General features: G+C 73.0%; 22 protein-coding genes. 13 read left to right on the top strand and 9 right to left on the bottom strand.

Annotated features, from left to right (window positions below; genetic code table 11):
• Window positions 1-34 precede the first annotated feature (34 nt).
• The 4 genes from ACFQE5_RS04140 to ACFQE5_RS04125 are packed head-to-tail and all read left to right on the top strand — an operon-like array spanning window position 35 to window position 3,162.
• Complete coding sequence (locus tag ACFQE5_RS04140) at window positions 35-472, top strand: SRPBCC family protein (RefSeq protein ID WP_379582925.1); 438 nt, start codon at window positions 35-37, stop codon at window positions 470-472.
• Window positions 473-521: 49 nt separating this feature from the next.
• On the top strand, window positions 522-1,781 hold the full coding sequence (locus tag ACFQE5_RS04135; protein ID WP_379582923.1) for an ArsA family ATPase: 1,260 nt from the start codon (window positions 522-524) through the stop codon (window positions 1,779-1,781).
• On the top strand, window positions 1,778-2,161 hold the full coding sequence (locus tag ACFQE5_RS04130) for a hypothetical protein (RefSeq protein WP_379582921.1): 384 nt from the start codon (window positions 1,778-1,780) through the stop codon (window positions 2,159-2,161). The genes ACFQE5_RS04135 and ACFQE5_RS04130 overlap by 4 nt, the downstream gene beginning before the upstream one ends.
• On the top strand, window positions 2,158-3,162 hold the full coding sequence (locus ACFQE5_RS04125; RefSeq protein ID WP_379582918.1) for an ROK family protein: 1,005 nt from the start codon (window positions 2,158-2,160) through the stop codon (window positions 3,160-3,162). The genes ACFQE5_RS04130 and ACFQE5_RS04125 overlap by 4 nt, the downstream gene beginning before the upstream one ends.
• Here ACFQE5_RS04125 and ACFQE5_RS04120 read toward each other — a convergent pair.
• Window positions 3,159-3,602, bottom strand: coding sequence for a hypothetical protein (locus ACFQE5_RS04120; protein WP_379582916.1), 444 nt, complete (start codon window positions 3,600-3,602; stop codon window positions 3,159-3,161). The two genes, ACFQE5_RS04125 and ACFQE5_RS04120, sit on opposite strands and share 4 nt — an antisense overlap.
• A 221-nt stretch (window positions 3,603-3,823) precedes the next feature.
• Here ACFQE5_RS04120 and ACFQE5_RS04115 point away from each other — a divergent pair, with 221 nt between their 5' ends.
• The 3 genes from ACFQE5_RS04115 to ACFQE5_RS04105 all read left to right on the top strand — a co-directional run bounded on the left by ACFQE5_RS04115 (window position 3,824) and on the right by ACFQE5_RS04105 (window position 6,584).
• The gene (locus ACFQE5_RS04115) at window positions 3,824-4,558 is read left to right on the top strand and encodes a lysophospholipid acyltransferase family protein (RefSeq protein ID WP_379582914.1); all 735 of its coding nucleotides are present in this window, start codon (window positions 3,824-3,826) and stop codon (window positions 4,556-4,558) included.
• A 101-nt stretch (window positions 4,559-4,659) separates the two neighbouring features.
• Window positions 4,660-5,184, top strand: a complete 525-nt coding sequence (locus ACFQE5_RS04110; protein WP_379582912.1) for a polyadenylate-specific 3'-exoribonuclease AS — start codon at window positions 4,660-4,662, stop codon at window positions 5,182-5,184.
• Window positions 5,185-5,195: 11 nt separating this feature from the next.
• A complete protein-coding gene (locus ACFQE5_RS04105; protein ID WP_379582910.1) occupies window positions 5,196-6,584 on the top strand; it encodes a class II 3-deoxy-7-phosphoheptulonate synthase in 1,389 nt (462 codons plus the stop codon).
• 104 nt (window positions 6,585-6,688) lie between these two features.
• Here ACFQE5_RS04105 and pknB read toward each other — a convergent pair whose 3' ends face one another.
• The gene (gene pknB / locus ACFQE5_RS04100; RefSeq protein WP_379582908.1) at window positions 6,689-8,443 is read right to left on the bottom strand and encodes a Stk1 family PASTA domain-containing Ser/Thr kinase; all 1,755 of its coding nucleotides are present in this window, start codon (window positions 8,441-8,443) and stop codon (window positions 6,689-6,691) included.
• A 67-nt stretch (window positions 8,444-8,510) separates the two neighbouring features.
• Between pknB and ACFQE5_RS04095 the strand changes: the two genes are divergently transcribed.
• Window positions 8,511-8,876, top strand: coding sequence for an Rv2175c family DNA-binding protein (locus ACFQE5_RS04095; RefSeq protein ID WP_379582906.1), 366 nt, complete (start codon window positions 8,511-8,513; stop codon window positions 8,874-8,876).
• Here ACFQE5_RS04095 and ACFQE5_RS04090 read toward each other — a convergent pair.
• Genes ACFQE5_RS04090 through ACFQE5_RS04075 form a run of 4 tightly spaced genes read right to left on the bottom strand, consistent with a single transcriptional unit; the run spans window position 8,845 to window position 14,197 of the window.
• Entirely contained in the window at window positions 8,845-9,858 is a 1,014-nt protein-coding gene (locus ACFQE5_RS04090; RefSeq protein WP_379582904.1) for a phytoene/squalene synthase family protein, read from the bottom strand. The genes ACFQE5_RS04095 and ACFQE5_RS04090 overlap by 32 nt on opposite strands.
• Window positions 9,803-11,440 (bottom strand): polyprenol phosphomannose-dependent alpha 1,6 mannosyltransferase MptB, encoded by a 1,638-nt coding sequence (gene mptB, locus ACFQE5_RS04085; RefSeq protein WP_379582902.1) that lies wholly within the window; start codon window positions 11,438-11,440, stop codon window positions 9,803-9,805. The genes ACFQE5_RS04090 and mptB overlap by 56 nt, the downstream gene beginning before the upstream one ends.
• On the bottom strand, window positions 11,437-13,029 hold the full coding sequence (gene crtI, locus ACFQE5_RS04080) for a phytoene desaturase family protein (protein WP_379582900.1): 1,593 nt from the start codon (window positions 13,027-13,029) through the stop codon (window positions 11,437-11,439). The genes mptB and crtI overlap by 4 nt, the downstream gene beginning before the upstream one ends.
• Window position 13,030: 1 nt before the next feature.
• A complete protein-coding gene (locus ACFQE5_RS04075; RefSeq protein ID WP_379582898.1) occupies window positions 13,031-14,197 on the bottom strand; it encodes a polyprenyl synthetase family protein in 1,167 nt (388 codons plus the stop codon).
• 97 nt (window positions 14,198-14,294) lie between these two features.
• On the opposite strand from ACFQE5_RS04075, the gene ACFQE5_RS04070 reads away from it, so the two are divergent.
• Complete coding sequence (locus tag ACFQE5_RS04070) at window positions 14,295-15,224, top strand: methylenetetrahydrofolate reductase (RefSeq protein ID WP_379582896.1); 930 nt, start codon at window positions 14,295-14,297, stop codon at window positions 15,222-15,224.
• On the opposite strand, the gene ACFQE5_RS04065 is transcribed toward ACFQE5_RS04070, so the two are convergent.
• Window positions 15,225-15,941 carry an LppM family (lipo)protein gene (locus ACFQE5_RS04065; protein ID WP_379582894.1) on the bottom strand — a complete coding sequence of 239 codons (717 nt, stop codon included), beginning with the start codon at window positions 15,939-15,941 and terminating at the stop codon, window positions 15,225-15,227. It lies immediately after the preceding gene.
• A 78-nt stretch (window positions 15,942-16,019) separates the two neighbouring features.
• Window positions 16,020-16,607: a GNAT family N-acetyltransferase gene (locus ACFQE5_RS04060; RefSeq protein WP_379583241.1), complete on the bottom strand. Its 588-nt coding sequence runs from the start codon at window positions 16,605-16,607 to the stop codon at window positions 16,020-16,022.
• Window positions 16,608-16,977: 370 nt separating this feature from the next.
• Here ACFQE5_RS04060 and ACFQE5_RS04055 point away from each other — a divergent pair, with 370 nt between their 5' ends.
• Both ACFQE5_RS04055 and ACFQE5_RS04050 read left to right on the top strand, forming a co-directional pair.
• Window positions 16,978-17,295, top strand: a complete 318-nt coding sequence (locus ACFQE5_RS04055) for a hypothetical protein (RefSeq protein ID WP_379582892.1) — start codon at window positions 16,978-16,980, stop codon at window positions 17,293-17,295.
• Window positions 17,296-17,317: 22 nt separating this feature from the next.
• Window positions 17,318-17,806 (top strand): SAV_6107 family HEPN domain-containing protein, encoded by a 489-nt coding sequence (locus ACFQE5_RS04050; protein ID WP_379582890.1) that lies wholly within the window; start codon window positions 17,318-17,320, stop codon window positions 17,804-17,806.
• 26 nt (window positions 17,807-17,832) lie between these two features.
• On the opposite strand, the gene ACFQE5_RS04045 is transcribed toward ACFQE5_RS04050, so the two are convergent.
• The gene (locus tag ACFQE5_RS04045) at window positions 17,833-18,720 is read right to left on the bottom strand and encodes a ParA family protein (RefSeq protein ID WP_379582888.1); all 888 of its coding nucleotides are present in this window, start codon (window positions 18,718-18,720) and stop codon (window positions 17,833-17,835) included.
• A 43-nt stretch (window positions 18,721-18,763) separates the two neighbouring features.
• Here ACFQE5_RS04045 and ACFQE5_RS04040 point away from each other — a divergent pair, with 43 nt between their 5' ends.
• Window positions 18,764-19,522 carry a class I SAM-dependent methyltransferase gene (locus tag ACFQE5_RS04040; RefSeq protein WP_379582886.1) on the top strand — a complete coding sequence of 253 codons (759 nt, stop codon included), beginning with the start codon at window positions 18,764-18,766 and terminating at the stop codon, window positions 19,520-19,522.
• 205 nt (window positions 19,523-19,727) lie between these two features.
• Window positions 19,728-20,108: a DUF3040 domain-containing protein gene (locus tag ACFQE5_RS04035; protein ID WP_379582884.1), complete on the top strand. Its 381-nt coding sequence runs from the start codon at window positions 19,728-19,730 to the stop codon at window positions 20,106-20,108.
• The last annotated feature ends 7 nt before the right edge of the window (window positions 20,109-20,115 follow it).

Raw genomic sequence — 20,115 nt, 5'->3', positions numbered from 1 at the left:
ATACCGCGACTCGCGGGACCGGTAATCTCCGCGCATGGCCGACGCGACCACCTCCTCGATCTCCATCGCCGCGCACCCGGAACGGGTGATGTCGGTGATCGCCGACTTCCGCGCCTACCCCGAGTGGGCGGAACAGGTGAAGACGGTCGAGGTGCTCTCCACCGGGCCTGACGATCGGGCGGAGCGGGTCCGGTTCACCATGGACGCCGGCCCGATCAAGGACTCCTATACCCTCGACTACGAGTGGGCGCCCGACGGGATGTCGGTGAGCTGGAACCTGGTGAAGGGGCAGATCCAGAAGGCGCAGAACGGTTCGTACCGACTGACCGCCGACGGCGACTCGACCATGGTGACCTACTCGCTGGCCGTCGACCTGAACATCCCGATGATCGGGATGCTGCGGCGCAAGGCCGAGAAGGTGATCATCGATACGGCGCTGAAGGGGCTCAAGCGGCGCGTCGAACGCGGCTGACCTGGCGGGGCACGCGCGGTTCGCGCGCGGCGGCGGCTAGGCTCCGGCGGTGCGCGTCATGCTGTTCACCGGCAAGGGGGGCGTCGGCAAGACCACCCTCGCCTCGGCGACGGCCGTGCTGCTGGCGCGGTCGGGACGCAAGACCCTCGTCGTCTCCACCGACCCGGCGCATTCCCTCGGCGACGCGCTCGAAGCCGACCTCGACGACCAGCCCCGCGAGCTCGCCGGGGACGCCGGCGGGTTGTACGCCGCCCATATCGACACCCGGGTGCTTCTCGACGGCGCGTGGGCCCGGTTGCAAGGTCATCTGCGGGCGCTGCTGGCCGGTGCCGGGGTCGACGAGCTGCTGGCCGACGAACTGACCGTGCTGCCCGGTGTGGAGGAGCTGCTCGCGCTGACCGAGGTACGCAGGCTCGCCGAGGTCGGGCCCTGGGAGGCCGTGGTCGTCGACTGTGGTCCGACCGCCGAGACGCTGCGGCTGCTCGGGCTGCCCGAAGCGCTGTCGAGCTATCTCGAACGGCTGTTTCCGGCCCACCACCGCGCGGTGCGGGGCCTGCTGGCCGGGCTCGCCGGCAGGCGGGACGCCTCGGAGTCGGTGGCTCGCCTGGACCAGGCGATCGAGGCGCTCGACGGGCTCGCCGAACGCCTCGCCGGACTGCGCGCGCTGCTCGTCGACCCCGAACGCACGAGCATCCGGCTGGTCGTGACCCCGGAGCGGGTGGTCGCCGCGGAAACCCGGCGCATGCTCACCGCGTTCGCGCTGCACGACATCCGGGTCGACGGTCTGGTGGCCAACCGGGTTCTGCCCGCCGCCCCGCCGTCGCTGCGCGGGCCCGCCGGGCGTTGGCTGCGTGAGCGGTACACCGAGCAACAGGCCGTGCTCGCCGAGCTCGTCGATCTGCCCGGCGCGGGTCCGACGCTGCGCATCGGCGAATACGCCGCCGCCGAGCCCACCGGCGTGGACGCGCTCCTGGCGCTGGCGCAGTCGATCTACGGGGCCGACGACCCGGTCGCGGGCGCGAGCCCGGCGCCCCCGGTGCTGAGTGTGCGACGCACCGCGGGCGAGGGCACCGCGCTGGAATCGGAGTTCGAGCTCGCGGTGCGGTTGCCCGGCGCCGAACACGGGCCCATCGAGCTGGCCCGGATCGGCGACGAGCTCGCGATCACGATCGGGCTCACCCGGCGGATGGTGGGCCTGCCGTCCGTGCTGCGCCGCTGCTCGGCCGTGTCCGCACGGCTCGAGGGGGCAGCTCGCGACACCGAGCTGCGCGTCGTGTTCCGGCCCGATCCCGCGGTCTGGATGAGATGACCTCGGCAACGGGGCGCCCCGCCTGTGAGCACAGCGGGCTGGCCGAGGACCTGCGGGCCGTCGCGCTGCAGCTGCTGGATCGGCTGCAACCCGCGGTCGAGCGACTGCGCGCCGAGGATGGTGCCGGCCCCGCGGCGGCCGTGGGCACTGCCGCGAGCTGCGCCGTGTGTCCGGTATGCGCGGTGATCGCCGCACTGCGCGGGGAACGCCCGGAGCTCGTTGCGCGGCTCGCCGAGCACACGTCCGGGCTGCTCACCGTGCTGCGGACCGCGCTCGGGGAGGGGGCCGGCGCGGGCGCCGGGGTGCCGTGCGAGGCGGGGCCCGATCCGGCCCCCGCGCCGCGCCGCAGCGTGCAGCACATCACGGTGCAGCGCGGATGAACCTGCGCGACCGGCTCCCGGCGTCCTGGCGCCGGGCGGCTTCGGTGCCGGTCCTGACGGTGGGCGTCGACGTGGGCGGGACGAGTGTGCGCGCCGGTGTGGTCGACGCCGACGGCGCCGTGCTCGACACCACCCGATCCGCCACCCCGGCCGGCGCCGGCGCGCTGGAGGAGGCGATCGTGGCCGCGGTCGGCGAGCTGGCCACGCGGCACCGGGTCGCGGCGGTCGGCCTGGCGCTGGCAGGGTTCGTGGGGTCCGACCGCACGACGGTCCGGTTCGCCCCGCACCTGTCCTGGCGGGACGCCCCGGTCGCCGAGCGGCTCTCCGCGCGGTTCGGGTTGCCCACGCTCGTCGAGCACGACGCCAATGCCGCCGCGCTCGCCGAGCGCCGCTTCGGCGCGGCAGCGGGTGCCTCGACATCGGTGTTCCTCACGCTGGGCACGGGGATCGGCGCCGCGTTGCTGATCGGCGGCGAGCTGTATCGCGGCACCCACGGGGTGGCCCCTGAGCTGGGACATCTTCGGGTCGTCCCGCAGGGGCGTCCGTGTCCGTGTGGCAAACGTGGCTGCTGGGAGCGCTACTGCAGCGGTACCGGGCTCGCCACGACCGCCGTCGAACTGCTCGCCGCCGACCCCGGGGCCTCGTTGCTGGCCAGGCTGGCCGCCCGCGACCCGGGGCGGATCACCGGGAGACGAGTGGCGGCGGCCGCGCGCGCGGGGGACCGGCTCGCCCGTCGGGCGCTGGCCGACCTCGGCAGCTGGTTGGGGGAGGGTCTCGCGATCGTCGCGGACGTGTTCGACCCGGAGCTGGTCGTGATCGGGGGTGGGGTCGCCGGCTCGGCCCCGCTCTTCCTCGACGAGGCTCGCGAGCACTATGCGCGGGTGGTGACCGGAGCGGGAAACCGTCCGCTGGCCCGGATCCGCACCGCCCAACTCGGTGAGGCGGCCGCGGTGGTCGGTGCCGCGCAGCTGGCCCGTGACCACCTCGGCGGCCAGCGCTAGAGCACGGCGCCGTCGTCGTCGCCGTCGTGGTGGTCCGGGGCCGACGGCCACAGCCGCAGCACCAGCCAGCCCAGCCCGGCGGCCAGCGAGAGCAGGCCGAGCGGTAGCCCGTGACCGGAGGACAGGCCGATGATCTGGGGCGCGGTCACGAGCAGCAGGCCCAGCACGAGCAGCGCCAGCCCGACCGCGGCGGGCGGCCCGATCCGGGGCAACGGCGGCGGATCCGGTGGGATGAAATGGTCCTCGTCGTCGCAGACCGGTGGCAGCGGGCCGGTCGCCGGCTCGGCGGAGACGGCCGGCCCGCCGTCCATCGGGTCATCCGAGGGCCATCGAGGGACCGAGCCCTCGCGCCGCCATCCGGCGACGATCCGGTCGAACTCGTCGCCGATCGGGTCCGGCTCCTCGGTGTCGCGGCGGCGTTCCTCGGGATCGCGGTTCATCCCGCATCGCCCGTTCTGACGGTCCGGAGCAGCCCGACGTGCGTGTCGAGGGGCATCGGCGACCTCCCCTGGTGCCGTCGGCGACGGCGCGGAGAACATCCTGACACGTTCCGGGCGCATTCGGGCACGGCGTTGCCGGTCACGTCGACGGACAACCCGTTGTCGGCGCCCGGACGCCCTCCGTAGGCTGGCCCCGGGTTGGGAGAGGGGGGCACGCGCCGGTGCTGTACTGGTGGTCGAAGTACGTGTTGCTCGGCCCGTTGCTGCGGCTGTTCTGCCGGCCGACGATCGAGGGCCTGGAGCACATCCCCGAGGCGGGGCCGGCGATTCTGGCCAGCAACCACCTCGCCGTCGTCGACTCGTTCTTCCTGCCCCTGCTCGTCCCGCGCCGGATCACGTTCCTGGCCAAACGCGAGTACTTCATCGAGCCCGGGCTGACCGGCTGGCTGAAGAAGCAGTTCTTCACCGGCGTCGGGCAGGTGCCGGTCGACCGCTCCGGTGGATCGGCGGCCCGGGACGCGATGGACACGGCGGTGCGGCTGCTGCGTGCGGGCAGGCTGCTCGGCATCTATCCCGAGGGGACCCGCTCCCCGGACGGCCGGCTCTACAAGGGCAAGACCGGGGTGGCGCGGATGGCGCTGGAGGCCCAGGTCCCGGTGATCCCGGTGGCGATGATCGGCACCGACCAGGTCAACCCGATCGGCTCGCGGATGTGGCGGCCGCGTCCCGTGCACGTCAGGATCGGCGAGCCGCTGGACTTCTCGCGCTACGGCGGGATGCAGGGCGACCGGTTCATCGAGCGATCGATGACCGACGAGATCATGTACGCCCTGATGGAGCTGTCCGGACAGACCTACGTCGACCTGTACGCGGCCTCGGTGAAGGAGAAGGCCGCTGCGCCGGCGCCGCCGAAGACGCGAGATCCTTTTCGTCTTCCCGATACCAAGGCGGGCTGACCGCGTGGTCCGGCGTCGCGACGCCGCCCCGCCCACCGCGGGGGGCCCCGGGCGGACATAGAGTGGCGCCGAGGGCGTTTGCCGGCACGAACGGGACGGAAATGCGGTTCTTCTACGACTGCGAGTTCATCGAGGACGGCACGACGATCGATCTGGTGTCGATCGGGGTCGTCGGCGAGGACGGCCGGGAGTTCTACGCCGTCTCCACCGAGTTCGATCCCGGCCGAGCCGGTTCCTGGGTGCGGGCCAACGTCCTACCCAAGCTGCCCTCACCCGCCGACCCCGCGTGGCGGTCGCGGACGGCGATCCGTACCGGTCTGTTCGAGTTCCTGACCTCGGCGCCGGGTGAGGTCGAGCTCTGGGCCTGGATCGCGGCCTACGACCACGTCGCGCTGTGCCAGCTGTGGGGCGCCATGCCGGCGTTGCCCCGAGCGTTGCCCCGCTTCACCCGGGAGTTGCGCCAGCACTGGGAGGACGCGGGGCGGCCGCTGCTGCCTGCGCCCACGGCCGACGCGCACGATGCGCTGGCCGACGCCCGGCTCAACCTGAAACGCTGGGAGGTGATCCAGGCGGCGCTCGACGCCCGTGGCGCGCCCCACCGGCTGGCTCCGCGGCCGACGGCTTAGTCTCTGAGACTGTGAATTGGACGGTCGACGCCCCCGTCGAGGCACTGCCAGAGCTGCCGCCGCTGCCCGCCGGGCTACAGGCCCGACTCGACGACGCGCTCGGGCGCGCCGCCGCCCAGCAGCCGGAATGGCCCGACACCACCAAGGTCGGCCACGTCCGCGCGGTGCTGGAGAGCGTTCCGCCGGTGACCCTGCCGCCGGAGGTCGACCGCCTGCAGGACCGGCTCGCCGCCGTCGCCGAGGGTAAGGCGTTCCTGCTGCAGGGCGGCGACTGCGCCGAGACGTTCGTCAACAACACCGAGCCGCACCTGCGCGCCACGATCCGCACGTTGCTGCAGATGGCGATCGTGCTGACCTACGGTGCCTCGACACCGGTGGTGAAGGTCGGGCGGATCGCCGGCCAGTACGCCAAACCCCGCAGTTCGCCCATCGACGCGTTGGGCCTGCCGTCCTACCGCGGTGACATCGTCAACTCACTGGTCGCCGATCCGGCGGCCCGGGTTCCCGACCCCTCCCGCATGATCCGTGCCTACGCCAACGCCGGGGCGGCGATGAACCTGGTGCGCGCGCTGACCGCGACCGGGATGGCGGACCTGTCGATGGTCCACGACTGGAACAAGGACTTCGTGCGCACCTCGCCCGCCGGGGAGCGCTACGAGGCGCTGGCCGCGGAGATCGAGCGAGCCCTGGGTTTCATGGACGCCTGCGGGGTCGAGGACTACCGGATGCACACCACCGAGTTCTATGCCAGCCACGAGGCGCTGCTGCTGGACTATGAGCGCGCCATGCTGCGGCTGGACACCTCGCGTGAGACGCCGCGGCTCTACGACCTCTCAGCGCATTTCCTCTGGATCGGGGAGCGCACCCGCCAGCTCGACGGTGCGCATATCGCGTTCGCCGAGCTGCTGGCGAACCCGATCGGACTCAAGATCGGCCCGACGACCACGCCCGAGCAGGCCGTCGAGTACGTCGAGCGGCTCAACCCGAAGGGCATTCCCGGGCGGCTCACCCTGATCAGCCGGATGGGCAACACCAGGGTGCGCGAGGTGCTGCCGCCGATCGTGGAGAAGGTCACCGCGTCCGGGCACAAGGTCATCTGGCAGTGCGATCCGATGCACGGCAACACCCACGAGTCGACCACCGGCTACAAGACCCGGCATTTCGACCGCATCGTCGACGAGGTGCAGGCGTTCTTCGAGGTGCACCACAGCCTGGGTACGCATCCGGGCGGCATTCACGTCGAGGTCACCGGGGAGGACGTCACCGAATGTCTCGGCGGCGCCCAGGAGATCTCCGACAACGACCTGGCCGGGCGCTACGAGACCGCCTGCGATCCACGGCTGAACACCCAGCAGTCCCTCGAACTCGCGTTTCTCGTCGCCGAGATGCTCCGCGGCTGACTCCCCGCGAGTCGGGGTATTTCCGTGCGCGAGTCGGGGTGTGTCCGTCTCGTGCCACGTGCTGACACCGGCTGCGCTCGGATGTCCACCGGACAGCGCCGGACTCAGAAGGTGGTGAGGGTGACCGTGCTGCCCGGGGGGACCTGGGTGCCGGGGGCGGGACTCTGTGCGACCACGCGCCCGTTCTCCCGCCGGACGAAGGGGAAGTTCGACTCCACGGCGGCGCGCAGCCCGGCCTCGGACAGCGTGGCGGCGGCCGAGCGGGCCTTGTCACCGACCACGTCGGGCACCTCGACCAGCTTCGGCGCGGGCTGGGCCCCCTTGCTGACCACGAGCGTCACGGACCCACCGATCGGCAGCTCGGAGCCTGCGGCGGGTTCGGTCCGGATCACGGCGCCCTCGGGCACCGTCGAGCTGAACTCGCGGGCCTCGGTGCTGTGCACCGGGGTGAGGTCCGCGTCGCGGACGGCCTGTTCGGCGGCGGCGACGGTCGCGCCGGGCGCCACCGGCGGGACGACCGGACGTCCGGTGGAGATCGTCAGACGCACCGTGCTGCCGCGCAGCAGCCGGGACTCGGGCGCGGGTTCGGCGGCGGCGACGAGGTCGGCGGCGACCGAGTCGTGGTGCGCCTCGGCGAACGAGGCGACCAGGTCGGCGTCGGCGAGCAGTTGCTGGGCCGCAGGCCGGTCCAGCCCGACGACGGACGGCATGGCCGTCCAGCGCCCGGTGCCCAGCCACCAGGCCGCCGTCCCGACGAGCAGCCCGAGCACCAGCAGCACGGCGATCCACACGGCGAAGACGCGGCGGCTGCGCCGGCGTGCCACCCGGTGATCGGCCGGCGCCTCGGCCACGGTCGGCGGCGGCGCGGGTAGCACGTCGCCGGGGCGCTCCATCGCGCGCGTCCCGCCGGGCCCCGGCGCGGACCGGGATGGACGCGGCCCCGCCGGCACGGTGTCCTGCTCGTCGATGGGCCGGGGCGGCGGCACCGGGACCGGTACCGGCGGCACCGCCAGCCGGTCGCGCACCCGGCGCAGCTCGTCGAGGAAGGCGCCCGCGTCGGGGGGACGGGCGGCCGGACGACGGTCGGTGGCGCGCTGCACGAGCTCGTCGAGCTCCGGCGGGACCTCGGTCGCGATCAGCGACGGCGCCGGTACATCCTCGTTGACGTGCCGGTAGGCGACCGACATCGCGGTGTCGCCGGTGTACGGCGGGGAGCCGGTCAGCAGCTCGTAGAGCAGCACACCGGCGGCATACACGTCGCTGCGCGCATCGGCGGCACCGGTGGTGATCTGCTCCGGCGACAGGTAGGCCACCGTCCCGAGGATCATCCCGGCGTGGCTCGCACCGGCCTGGGCCGCCGCGGTGGCCAGCCCGAAGTCGGCGACCTTGACCTCGCCACCCCAGCTGATCAGCACATTCTCCGGCTTGACGTCGCGGTGTACGAGTCCGTGACGGTGCGCCTCGGCCAGCCCGGCCAGCACCTGGCCCATCACGGCCAGCGCGGCGGGCACCCCGAGCGCACCGCGGGACCGCAGTACCTCGCGCAGCGTTCCGCCCTCGATCAGCTCCATGACCAGGAACAGGGTCGGTTCGGCCCCGCTCAGATCGTCGCCCTGGTCGTGGACGTCCACGACGGCCGGATGGTCGAGTCGGGCCGCCGACCGGGCCTCGCGTTCGAAACGGGTGCGAAAGGCCGGATCGGCCGCCAGCCGCGGGTCCATCACCTTGAGCGCGACCGGCCGATCCAGCCGGGTGTCGACGCCGCGGTAGACCGTCGACATGCCACCGCGGGCGATCACCGGCCCGACCCGGTAGCGCGCATCGAGCAGCGCGCCGGCGGCGCCGGTGGGGGCATTCACGAGAATGACGGTACCGTCCGGTCGGAGTCTGCCGATCCGACCCGGGGCTGTGGCAGGGTGGAGCGCTGTGAGTGAGGTGTCGGGAGCCCCCGCAGTACTCTTCGAGAACATCGCGACGATCGCCGTCGCGGACGTCGCCCAGACCCTGTCGATCCCGGTCAGCCGTGTCCACCAACTGGTGCGCGACGGCCAGTTGCTGTCGCTGCGCCGTGGCGGGGCCACCGAGATCCCGGCCGACTTCCTGGACGGGTCGGCCATCGTGAAGGGTCTTGCGGGCACGATCACCGTGTTGCGCGACGGTGGCTATCACGACGAGGACATCCTGCGCTGGCTGTTCGCCGAGGACGACTCCCTGCCCGGCCCGCCGATCGCGATGCTGCGGTCGGGGCGGCACCGCGAGGTCAAGCGCCGCGCGCAGGCGATGGCGTTCTGATCCTCGGGACGGTGCGCAGCCGGGCCGCGAGGGCCCGGACCACCCCTGGTAGCGCGACGGCCGCGCGACGCCGGGCCGGGACGGCGACCCGGCGGTGCAGCACCGCATACCCCGAGGCCACGATCTCGTCGAGGATCGTCCCGTAGAGCCTGGCCGCGCAGGCCACGCACTCCCGGGACACCGGCTCGAGCATCCCGATGCCGGGTGCGGCGCGCCGGTAGACCGCGCGGGTGCGGGCGGCCACATGCGCGAGCGCGCGACGCACCCGCGGGTCGGTGCGCCGGGCGCGCCTGCACCAGACGAGCAGGCCACGGTCGACGCCGAAGGCCGCGAGCTCGTCGGCGGGCAGGTAGATGCGGCCGCGGTCGAGGTCCTCGCCGACATCGCGCAGGAAGTTCGTCAGTTGGAAGGCGACACCGAGTGCGGCGGCGTGCGGCGTGGCCTCGGCGCGCGGCGCGACCGTGCCGAGCACCGGCAGGACCTGCAGGCCGATCACGGCGGCGGAGCCGTGCACGTACCGGGCGAGGTCGGCGTAGGTCGGGTAGTCGGTGACGTGCAGGTCCATCCGCATGGATGCCAGGAAGTCGGTGAAGTGCCGACGTTCGATGTCGTAGCGGCGCACCGTGTCGGCGACCGCGGCGAGCACGGGATGGGCGGCGGGCCCACCGTCGAGCGCGGTGCCGAGCGAGACGGCCAGCGCGTCGAGCTGCGCGGCGCGGTCGGCGGTGCAGCGCCCGTCGCGGAGGTCGTCGACGATCTCGTCGGCGTGCCGGGCGAACCCGTACAACGCGTGGACGGAAGGCCGGCGCTCGGCCGGCAGCAACCGGGTGGCGAGGAAGAAGGTGCGCCCGTGGACGGCATTCAGCTCGCGGCAGGCCGCGTACCCGGCCCGCAGCACCGGGTCGGTGATGCCCGCGGCGTCGAGTTCAGCCCGGTTGTTGCTGGGCACCGCGGTCGGAGACGACGGAGGTGACGGTGGCATGCCGGTTGCCCAGCCGCAGCGGGTCGGGGTGGTGCAGCGAGTATGCGGCGAGCCCGCACAGCACGGCACAGACCGCCAGGTACGCCCAGTTGTAGAGCGCAGCCTCACCGTTCGGGTAGTAGACGATCACCAGCCACAGCGAGCCGAACACCAGCCAGGTCAGCGCCCGCGGGGTCCAGGCGGCCATCGCCAGCAGCGCCATACCCCAACTGACGTACCAGGGCAGCGTGGCGGGGGAGAGCACGGCCACCGCGAACAGGACGATGCCCGCCCGGCGGATCGCGTCCGGGCCTCCGTCGCGCGCCGCCCACCATTGGCGCACCGCGATGTAGAGCAGCGCCGCGGCGCCGATGATCCGGCCGACGTTGATGAACGGCTGCTTGGGAACGTTGACGATGACGTTCACCATGGCGTGGGCGAGCTCGCCCGCCCCGGTGGGCAGCGACAGCCAGTTGACGATCATCGATGGCGCGCTGAGCGCGGGGAGCCAGCCGAATCCCACCTGCGCGGCCAGGGTGATCACGCCGAACACGGCCGCGAACACGCCGACCCCGGCCACGCCGGCCTTGAGGATCCGCACCGGTCGGGAGCCGCTGAGGTCCTGCGCCCAGACGAGCACCAGGAACGGCAGCGCGATACCCGCGCTGGCCTTGACCGCCATCGCCGCGGTGACCAGGGCGACCCCGGCGACGTGGCGGCCGCGCAGCGCGGCGACCGCGCCGCTGGCGAGCAGGCCCATGACGAGCAGGTCGTTGTGGCCGCCACCGACCATGTGGATGATCATCACCGGGTTGGCCACGGCGACCCACAGCGCGACGGGGACCCGGCCACCGAGCCTGCGGGTGAGCTCCGGTAGCGCCCAGACGAGCAGAACCAGACCCGGCAGCATCAGCAGCCGCATCCCGACGACGCCCAGGATGATGTTGTCGCCGATGACCGCCGCCATGCCCTTGGCCAGCAGGATGAACAGCGGGCCGTAGGGGGCGGGAGTGTCCTGCCAGAAGTAGTGAACGTTGTCGGACAGGATGCCCGGCATGACCTCCGGGCCGAAGGCGTACGGGTCGAACCCGGCGAGGGGGAGCGCGCCCTGGGCCAGGTAGCTGAACACATCGCGGGTGAACAGCGGCGGCCCGGCCAGCATCGGGATGATCCAGACGACCGCGGTGGCCAGCACCGCGCGGCCGCCGACCCGGCCGGCCAGCACATCGCGGCCGAGCCGCACCCACGCCCAGCCGAGCAGCGCGACCCCGAGGTAGATCAGTGCGGTGGCCAGCTCCCGGCCGTGTCCGTAGCGCCAGAAGCCGACGGGGCTGTTGGTCAGCAGGGGATCGCGGACGAGGACGCCGCCCGCCCCGAAGGCCCCGATCATCATGAGCAGCGAGGCGCCGAGGCCGAGCAGCAGGGGACCGCGCGGGGGGCTGCCCAGCCACCCCCGCCGGGTCCCGGCCGCGGGGCCTGCGGGGGCCCGCTGGGCGGTCGTCGCTGTGGCCCGGTCCGGGCCGTCGTCCGCGCAGGGCGCAGAGTCCGAGGTCCGCTCGGGCGACGTGGGCCGAGGGACGGGGGGTGAAGGCTGCGCGGTCATGACGGCGACCATGCTCGCACGGCTGGGGCGCCGGTGGCGCCGGGACCCTGAGGTGTGTCCGGGCGGCCGGATCGGGGGCTGCGAGCTGCGGTGATTCGCTGGGCGGCCAGCCTGCCGGAGATCAGCACCGGAGGGATTCCGACGCCAGGGGTGGTCCCGCAGCCGGCGAGCACGGCGTTGTCGAGTCCGCGCAGCAGGTTGCGCGGGCGAAACGGACCGGTCTGGGTGAACGTGTGCGCGAGCGAGAACGGGGTACCGGCGGCCATCCCGGCCGCGGTCCAGTCCGCGGGGGTCACCAGCCGAGACACCTCGATGTCGGTGCGCAGACCCGGCAGCCCACGGTCCGCCAGCACGGCGAGCAGTTCGTCGCGGTAGGCGGGCCCGATGCGGGGCCAGTCCAGCCGGGCACGCTCGGTGTTCGGGCACGGCGCCAGCACGTAGAGGATGTCGTGTCCCTCCGGTGCCAGGCTCGGATCGGTGGCGGTGGGCCGGGTGATCAGCAGCGATGGGTCGCTCATCAGCAGTCCGTCGCGGATGATCTCGTCGAAGGTCCGGTCCCAGGCGGCACCGAAACAGACCGTGTGGTGCACGAGCTCCGGCCGGGTCCGGGTCAGGCCCGCGTGCAGCACGATCGCGCTGGGGGAGTAGCGCGGGGGGATGATCCGGCGCGGACGCCGCCCCAGCAGCCGGTGCACGACCGGCAGGTCGGGGGTGAGGACGACGGCGTCACAGGTCAGTCGCTCGGTATCGGATCCGGGTCCGTCCGCGTGTCGCACCGCCGTGACCCGGCCGAAGCGCTGTTCCAACCCGGTCACCGCACGCCCGTAGTGGATCGTCGCGCCGGCGCGCACGGCGGCGTCGGCAAGGGCCCGGCCCACCGCTCGCATCCCGCCCCTGGGGAAGAACACCCCCGCCACGGTGTCCATGTAGGCGATCACCCCGTAGGCCGCGAGCGCGCGCCTGGGGGGCACCCCGGCGTAGAGCGACTGGAAGGTGAAGACGCGCCGCAGCCGTTCGTCGGGGATCCGCCGGGCCACCTGTGCGCCGAGCCTGCCGAAGCCACCGAGCACGGCCAGCCGGACCAGCTCGCGGTTGAGCAGGTCCAGTGGTGAGTCGAAGTTCGCGCCGATGAACGTCTCGATCTCGGCGTGGTAGAGCCGGGTGAGCCAGTCGCGCAGTCCGCGGTAGCCCGCGGCGGCGCGCGGGCCGCACGTGCGGCGCACCTCCTCCTCCATGACGGCGGGATCGGCGTGCACGTCGATCGTGGATCCGTCCGCGAACCGCGCCCGGTAGGCCGGGTCGAGTTCGACCAGGTCGAGCCGATCGGCGAGCCGCTCGCCGACCGCGTTCAGGGTCTCGTCGAGCAGCTCGGGCATGGTCAGCACGGTCGGGCCGGTGTCGATGCGGAAGGTGCCCGACGGGCCGTGCAGGTCGAGCTGCCCGGCCCGGCCGCCCGGATGCGCGGCCCGCTCGACGATCGTGACCCGGCGGCCCGCGCCGAGCAGATGCAACGCCGCCGACAACCCGGCGAACCCGGCACCCACGACCACGACGTGGTCGGTGCGACCGGGCACCGTCTGGGGCCGCACGTCAGCTCCGGCGGCGGGTCGCGGCAATGGCCAGCTCGGCGAGCTTGCTCGCCGCGGGCTCGGCGGCACCGGCCACGGTGAGCGCGTCGAGGGCGGATCCGGTGAGCGCGGCGATGCGCTGCTCGACGGCCTGCGGGGCGCCCAGCTCGCACAGCACGGTCCGGACCCGGTCGACCGCCGCGGAGTCGAGGTCGCGGTCGCCCAGCGCCTCGGTGAGCACCGTGCGGGCCGCCGTGGCTCCGCGTTCCTCGGCCCGCTCCAGGGCCAGTGCGATCAGCAGCGTGCGCTTGCCTTCACGCAGGTCGTCACCGGCGGCCTTGCCGGTCACCGTGGGGTCCCCGAAGACGTCCAACAGGTCGTCCCGCAGCTGGAAGGCGATCCCGATGTCGGCGCCGAACCGGCGGTAGGAGCGCACGAGTGCGGGCGGGGCATCGGCGATCGCGGCGCCCAGGTGCAGCGGTCGCTCGACGGTGTAGGCAGCGGTCTTGAACCGATCGATCTGCAGCGCGCCGTGGATGGAGGTGTCGGCGCTGGCCTGCCCCAGCACGTCGAGGTACTGGCCGCCGAGCAGTTCGGTGCGCATCGCCCGCCACGGCTCGGCCGCGCGAAGCAGCGCCGCGGCGGGAAGCCCGGCGTCGCGGAGCATGTCGTCGGCCCAGGCCAGTGCCAGGTCACCGAGCAGGATCGCGGCAGCGGCCCCGAATCGGGCCGGGCGTCCGGCCCAGCCCGCCTGGGTGTGCCGGTCGGCGAACGCGACGTGCACCGTGGGCCGGCCGCGACGGGTGGTCGAGGCGTCGATGAGATCGTCATGGATCAGCGCGCAGGCCTGGATGAGCTCGAGCGCGCTCAGCGCGCGCAGCACGGCCGGGGTGGTCGCGTCGGCCGGGTCGCCGCCCGCGCCGCGCCAGCCCCACCACGCGAATGTCGGGCGGATCCGCTTGCCACCGCCGAGCACGAAGCCGCGCAGCGCCTCGGTCGCCGCGGCGAACGCCGGGTCGATCTCGGCGGCTTCGCCGTGCCGCCGGTCGAGCTGGGAGCTGAGCTCGGCCTCGATGTGGCGCAGCAGGTCCAGGTCGATCTCGTGGATGTCGGGTGGCTCGGCGGCGGGGGGGCCGGGGTCGGCAGCCTGCGTCACACCCGTGTCGGCGCCGGTGCCGGTGTCGGCCATCAGACGGGCCCTCCGTAGGCGGGAGTGGAAGCAACAGGCACGCGTGCGAGCCTAACTGCAGGACGGCGCGGCGGCCGGGCCCCGTAGGCTGGCCCGGATGAGAGGGACCACTGCACGGCGCGAGACGGTGATCGAGCGGATCAGCCAGGACCGGCCGATTTTCTCCGTCGAGTTCTTCCCGCCGAAGGACGAGATCGGCGAGGCCGAGCTGTGGCGGGCGATCCGCAGGCTGGAACCGCTCGATCCGGCGTTCGTGTCGGTCACCTATGGCGCGGGCGGATCCAGCCGGGAGCGCACGATCCGGACGACGGCGCGGATCGCCACCGACACGACGCTCGTCCCGATGGCGCATCTCACCGCCGTGGCGCATTCGCGTGCGCAGCTGCGGCACGTCGTCGGCGCCTACGCGGGCGCGGGCATCCGTAACGTCCTGGCGGTGCGCGGCGACCCGCCGGGGGACCCGCTCGGGGAATGGATCCCGCACCCCGAGGGCCTCCGGTACGCCGAGGAGCTGGTGGATCTCGTGCGCAGTCTCGGTGACTTCTGCGTCGGCGTCGCGGCCTTCCCGTACGGCCACCCGCGCTCTCCGGACGCGGAGTCCGATCTGCGGCATCTCGTGGGGAAGATCCGCGCCGGCGCCGACTTCGCGATCAGCCAGCTGTTCCTCGAGCCCGAGGGTTTCCTGCGGCTGCGTGACCGGCTCGCCGCCGCGGGCGGCGATATCGCCGACGTGCCGCTGTTGCCCGGGATCATGCCGCTGACGACGTTGCGCACGTTGCGCCGCGGACCGGAGCTGTCGGGGGCGCCGCTGCCGCCGGAACTGGTCGAACGGCTGGAGCGGTATGCCGACGACCCGGCCGCGTTCCGCGCCGCCGGGCTCGACATCACCGCCGAGCTGTGCGGGAAACTGCTGGCCGAGGGCGTGAGCGGGCTGCACTTCTACACCCTGAACCGGTCGTCGGCGACGGTGGAACTCGTGCACCGGCTCGGGCTGGATGGGGCCACGCGAAGCGCCGGCCGGGTCTGACTACCGCGCCGAGGTGTCCAGCGGGGGGTTGCGGGTACGACGGGCGAGTACCACCACGGCAGCTGACGCCCCGGCGACCAGGATCATCAGGACGAAGGTCCAGCCGGTCACCGAGGGGGCGTTGGGATCGTCATAGGCCACGGTGGCGCGGATGTCGCCGACCGTGCCGGGGGTGAACTTCCAGCTCACGGTGCCGGACTCGGTGTCTCCGTTGGTGTCGATGACCTGGCCGGGAAAGCCGATCTTGAGCTGGAAGTCGGCCCGGTCGACCGGCACCGTCGTGAGGTCGACCGTGCCGGTCACCAGCACCCGGTTGCCGGCCCGGCGCAGGTTCAGCACGGCCCGTTCGCCGGCCGCGCTCGCGCTCTGGCTCAGGAGCGCGACCTCGTCGAACGTCAGCTTGGAGAACCGCAGCACCGAGCCGGTGTAGCCGTCCTGGCGGTAGGACGAGATGTCGACGTCGTTCTTGAGCTCGCGGGGCAGGGTCACCGCCGGGCCGGTGTCGTCGGGGCTCTTCGCCGGGGTGGCCAGCACGATCTCGCCGTTGACGGTGTCGTTCGGTTGGATGGCGAGCGCGGTCCGCACCCGCGCGCAACCGCTGAGCAGGGTGATGGTCAGCGTCGCGAGCAGCAGCACAGGGAGCACGCGGCGCGCGGCGCTGCGGGTTCGCTCGTGCGGAGGTCGCCGGTGGGGAGGGCGCAGGACCGGGGACGGCATGGTCGACATCGTGCCACTGCGTCCCTGGCGATCTGATGCGATCAGGGTCTCCCGCATCGGCGTCCGTGGCTCAGCGCGTCACCGGGACGGGCGGGCGGGGTCGAGCGGCAGCTCGCGCCCGAGCACGGCGAAGGGCCTCGTGTCGCCGGCGAACCGGTGCTCGCGCAGGACGTCATGAAAGCCGGTGCGCCGGTAGAGTCGCCAGGCGCGGCCGGGTGGCCGGGATCCGTACTCGGGCGTCGACAGCAGCACCCTGGATGAGCCGGTGCCGGCCAGCAACGCACGCAGCAGGCCCTCGCCGAGCCCGCCGCCCTGAGCGTCGGGCCGCACGTGTAGCTCGGTGAGCTCGAAGTAGTCGTCGAGCCAGGGGTGCTCGGTCAGGCCGGCGCGGCGCAGGCCGCGGTGGACCTCCTCGTACCACCACTGGCCGGGGCTACCGGTGTAGCCGTAGGCGATGCCGAGCAGCGAGCCCGCCGGGTCGATCCAGCCCATCGCGCGCCAGCCGGGGCGGCGGCTGTGCTCGAGCCACAGGGAGCGTCGCTGGCGGCCGGTTCCGGGTGGATAGCCCATCGCGGCGATGTAGACGTCGAGGGCCTCGGCAAGCCGGTCGGCCAGCTCGCCTGCGGTCAACGCGATCAGCCGGTTGCGTGGCGGAGCGGCCGTCACGGGCGGACCGATCCGCTCCGCCGGGCGGGTCCGCCGGTCGGGGGTCGCCGACGGGTGTTCGTCATCGGGCCATCTCACCACGTCGAGGCCATCGGTCACAGGGGGTGCTCCGCCCGGCCCGGAGGCGTCCCAGGAGCGGGGCGGGCGGTGGGCCCGGGGACTTGACGCGCCGCCCGGCATACGCTCTACTGAGTGTGTCGAACAGACGTTCGACTGCGGTCGGCCCGGGGTGGGGTGGGGGAAGCACCCCGCCCCGGGCCACCGGACCCGCGGCCGTGAGGAGTGTGGTCACGTGAGCGAACTCGCGAGTTCGCCATCCGACATGACCGCGCTGACAGCGTGATCGCCGGAACATCCGCGAGGAGAACTCATGAGCACGTTCACGAAGGTCTTCGGATCGCGGCAGCCGGTGCCGGTTCAGGTGCGTTGGCAGGACGGCGAACCTGTCGAGTTCCAGCGACGCCCGGTGCGGCGGGGGGCGCGATATCTCATCACCGACGTGCGCGAGCGCTGGATCGAGGAGTCGCCGTGGCCGTTTCCGTCGCCCCAGCCCGTTGGGGGCGATCGGCTGCGCTGCTGGCATGTGGTGGCGCTGTCGGCCGAGGAGCCGCACGCTCCGGCCCGGGAGTTCGTGCTGCGCATGCGCGCTGGCCCCGGGGTGTGGGATCTCGTACGGGTGGTGGAGTGATGGGACACCGAGTGGAGCCGGGATGACTGCGACGTCCTCGATGGCCGGGTCGAAGGCCGTGGCGATGACGCTTCCGATGATGCCGGTGCCACGGGCCCCCCGTTCGCCTCGCGCAGCACGGGAGCCTGCGGGCGCGGTACCGCCCTCGCGGCATGCTCTCGGGCTGCTCCGGCAGGCTGAGGAGGGTATCGCCGAGGGGTACCGCAACGACGAGCCGCTGGAGCGCTATCCGGCCGCCTATCTTGCCGCCCTCCGGGCCGGCGCTGCGCTGCTCGCCGTGCGGGCCCGGCCGCGTCCGCGGCGCGGAGCCTCGCGCAATGTGTGGGACCTGCTCGCCGAGGTGGCGCCAGAGCTGGGGGAGTGGGGGGCGTTCTTCGCCTCCTGCTCCGGCACCCGGGCGGCGGCCGAGGCCGGCATCGCGCGTCTGGTGAGCCGCCGGGAGGCCGACGATCTCCTGCGCCAGGCCGAGCAGTTCGTCGGCATCGTCCGTGGGATGGTGCCGCGGACGTGACCGGCGCGCACCGTGCGGGCAGCCGTTCAGACGATCGGCGGCGGCGCCGCGCACCCCACGCGGACCCGGGGTCTGGGCTGGCTGCCACTGCGTAACACCCGCCCGAGCAGGGCGGTGAACACCGCGGAGACCTCCCGGGCCCCGGGAGTGTCCCAGGTCTGGATGGGCATGCACGCTCCCTGCGCCTGCTGGATGGCCGAGCGGTCGGGCAGCACTCCGGTGAAGACGAGCGGGCCGAAGATCTCCCGCAGTTCCTCGATGCGGAACTCGTGCTCGGAGTTGCGCGGGCGTACGCGGTTGATCAGGACACCGAGTGGCTGAAGATCGGGGTTGCTGCGTTGACGTTCGGACTGGACGGCATCGAATGCGCGCTGCACGCCGGATACGGCGAACATCGTGGGATCGGTGACCAGGACAGCCCGGTGCGCTGCGGTGAGTGCGCTGCGGGTCAGCTGACCCAGTGAGGGAGGGCAGTCGATGATCACAAGCTGGTAGGGGTCCAGCTCGTCGGTGGGCCCATGAGCGGGGGTGTCCGGCTCTTTGCCGGTCGTGCCGTCGTCGCTGCCCGTTCGCAACCGGCTCAGCGCCCGCGCGAGCCTGGTCAGCTGCTTGCTCCCCGGTTCGGGGTGGTTGTGCCGCTCGGTCTGCTCGGCGCCCACCAGGACGTCCAGACCTTCGCCCCATCCGCTCGGGGCGATCGCGCGGCGCAGGACCGACCGGCGAGGGTCGTCGAGGACGTCGGCGACGGTGGCCGACGTGGCGGGGGCATCGGCCGCGATCGTCGCGTTGGCCTGCGGGTCGAGGTCCACCAGCAGCGTGCGCACCCCATGGTGAAGGGCGGCCCCGGCCAGACCAAGGGCCACGGTGGTCTTCCCGACTCCGCCCTTGAGGCTCAGCGTGGCGACGACCTGCACGGGATCAACTTACTCGCTTCATCGGAGCACTACGCTGCGATACGTGAGTACGGCGGTGGGAGATCTCCTGGGAGCGACGGGCGGCGGTCAGGTACAGCGGGTTCTCGAAGCGGAGCTGGCCACGGTTCGCACGCGTCACCCCGACCGTCGGCCGCGGATTCTCGATGTCGGCGGTGGCAGCGGGGCGTGGGCGGTTCCGCTCGCGGCCGGCGGTTGCGCGGTGACGGTGGTCGACACGAGCCCGAATGCGCTGGCCGCGCTGCAGCGGCGGGCGCGTGAGGCGGGGGTCGGCGAGCTGGTCACAGCCGTGCAGGGGGACGTCGACGCGTTGACCGACGTCGTTCCGGCCGAGTCCGCCGACCTGGTGCTCGGCCACGAGCTCCTCGAGGTGGTCGACGACGCTCCCGGCGCGGTCGCGGCGATGTCGATGGCCGCGGTTCCCGGCGGTGCGGTCTCGGTGCTGGTCACCGGGCGACACGCGGCGATGTTGGGCCGGGTGCTGGCGGGGAGGCTGGCCGAGGCGCGGATGGTGCTCGCCGATCCCGAGGGCCGTTTCGGTCCCGCCGACAAGCTGCGCAGGCGGCTCGACGCCCCGGCCCTGCGGGCGCTGCTGGAGGCCGTGGGCCTTCAGGTCGAGGTGCTCCAGGGCGACGGGGTACTCGACACCTGGGTGCCCCGAGCGGTTCGCGACGGTGGGCCGGCCGCCGTGCGCGCGGTCGCCGAGCTGGAAGCGCTGGCCGCGGAGGTGCCGGCGTTGCGGGAGATCGCCGTCCGGTTGCACGCGCTGGCGCGGCGTGACTAGCCGGGCCGGACGGGCCGCCGGTCGGTCCGGCTGACCGATCGAAGATCGACGAGGTGGATCGAGGGGCCGGTCATCGACGCCGGGTAGAGGAGCCAGCCTCAGGCTCGTATCCTCTCGGATGAACGTCCAACCCGGGCGCTCGTCGTGTCGTTCCGGCACCATGGAAGATGACCCGACCGGAATACCGTGTGCCGGAGGCGAAGCCATGCCCCTCTCCGAGCACGAGCAGCGGCTGCTCGAACAGATTGAGCGTGCTCTCTACGCTGAGGACCCGAAGTTCGCATCGACCGTCCGTGGCGGTCGGCTGCGCAAACCCACGCGGCGCCGACGAGCCCAGGGCCTCGCGGTGTTCATCCTGGGCCTTGTCCTGCTCGTCGTCGGGGTGGCCGTACCGGCGCTCTGGCTGGCCAGTGTCCCCGTGCTCAGCGTGGTGGGGTTCCTGATGATGCTCGCCGGCGCAGTTCTCGCGGTGACCTCCATCGGATCATCCGCCCACGGTGGCCCGGCCAAGGAGACCGAGCCGGACAAGAGCCGGTTCACCGGCCGGATGGAAGAACGCTTCCGGCGGCGGTTCGAACAGGAGTAAGGCCCAG

Source organism: Pseudonocardia hispaniensis (assembly GCF_042658695.1).
GTDB classification, from domain to species: Bacteria; Actinomycetota; Actinomycetes; order Mycobacteriales; family Pseudonocardiaceae; genus Pseudonocardia; species Pseudonocardia hispaniensis.
The sequence above is the reverse complement of the archived record's forward strand: the minus strand, read 5'-3'. Positions and strand labels throughout refer to the sequence as shown.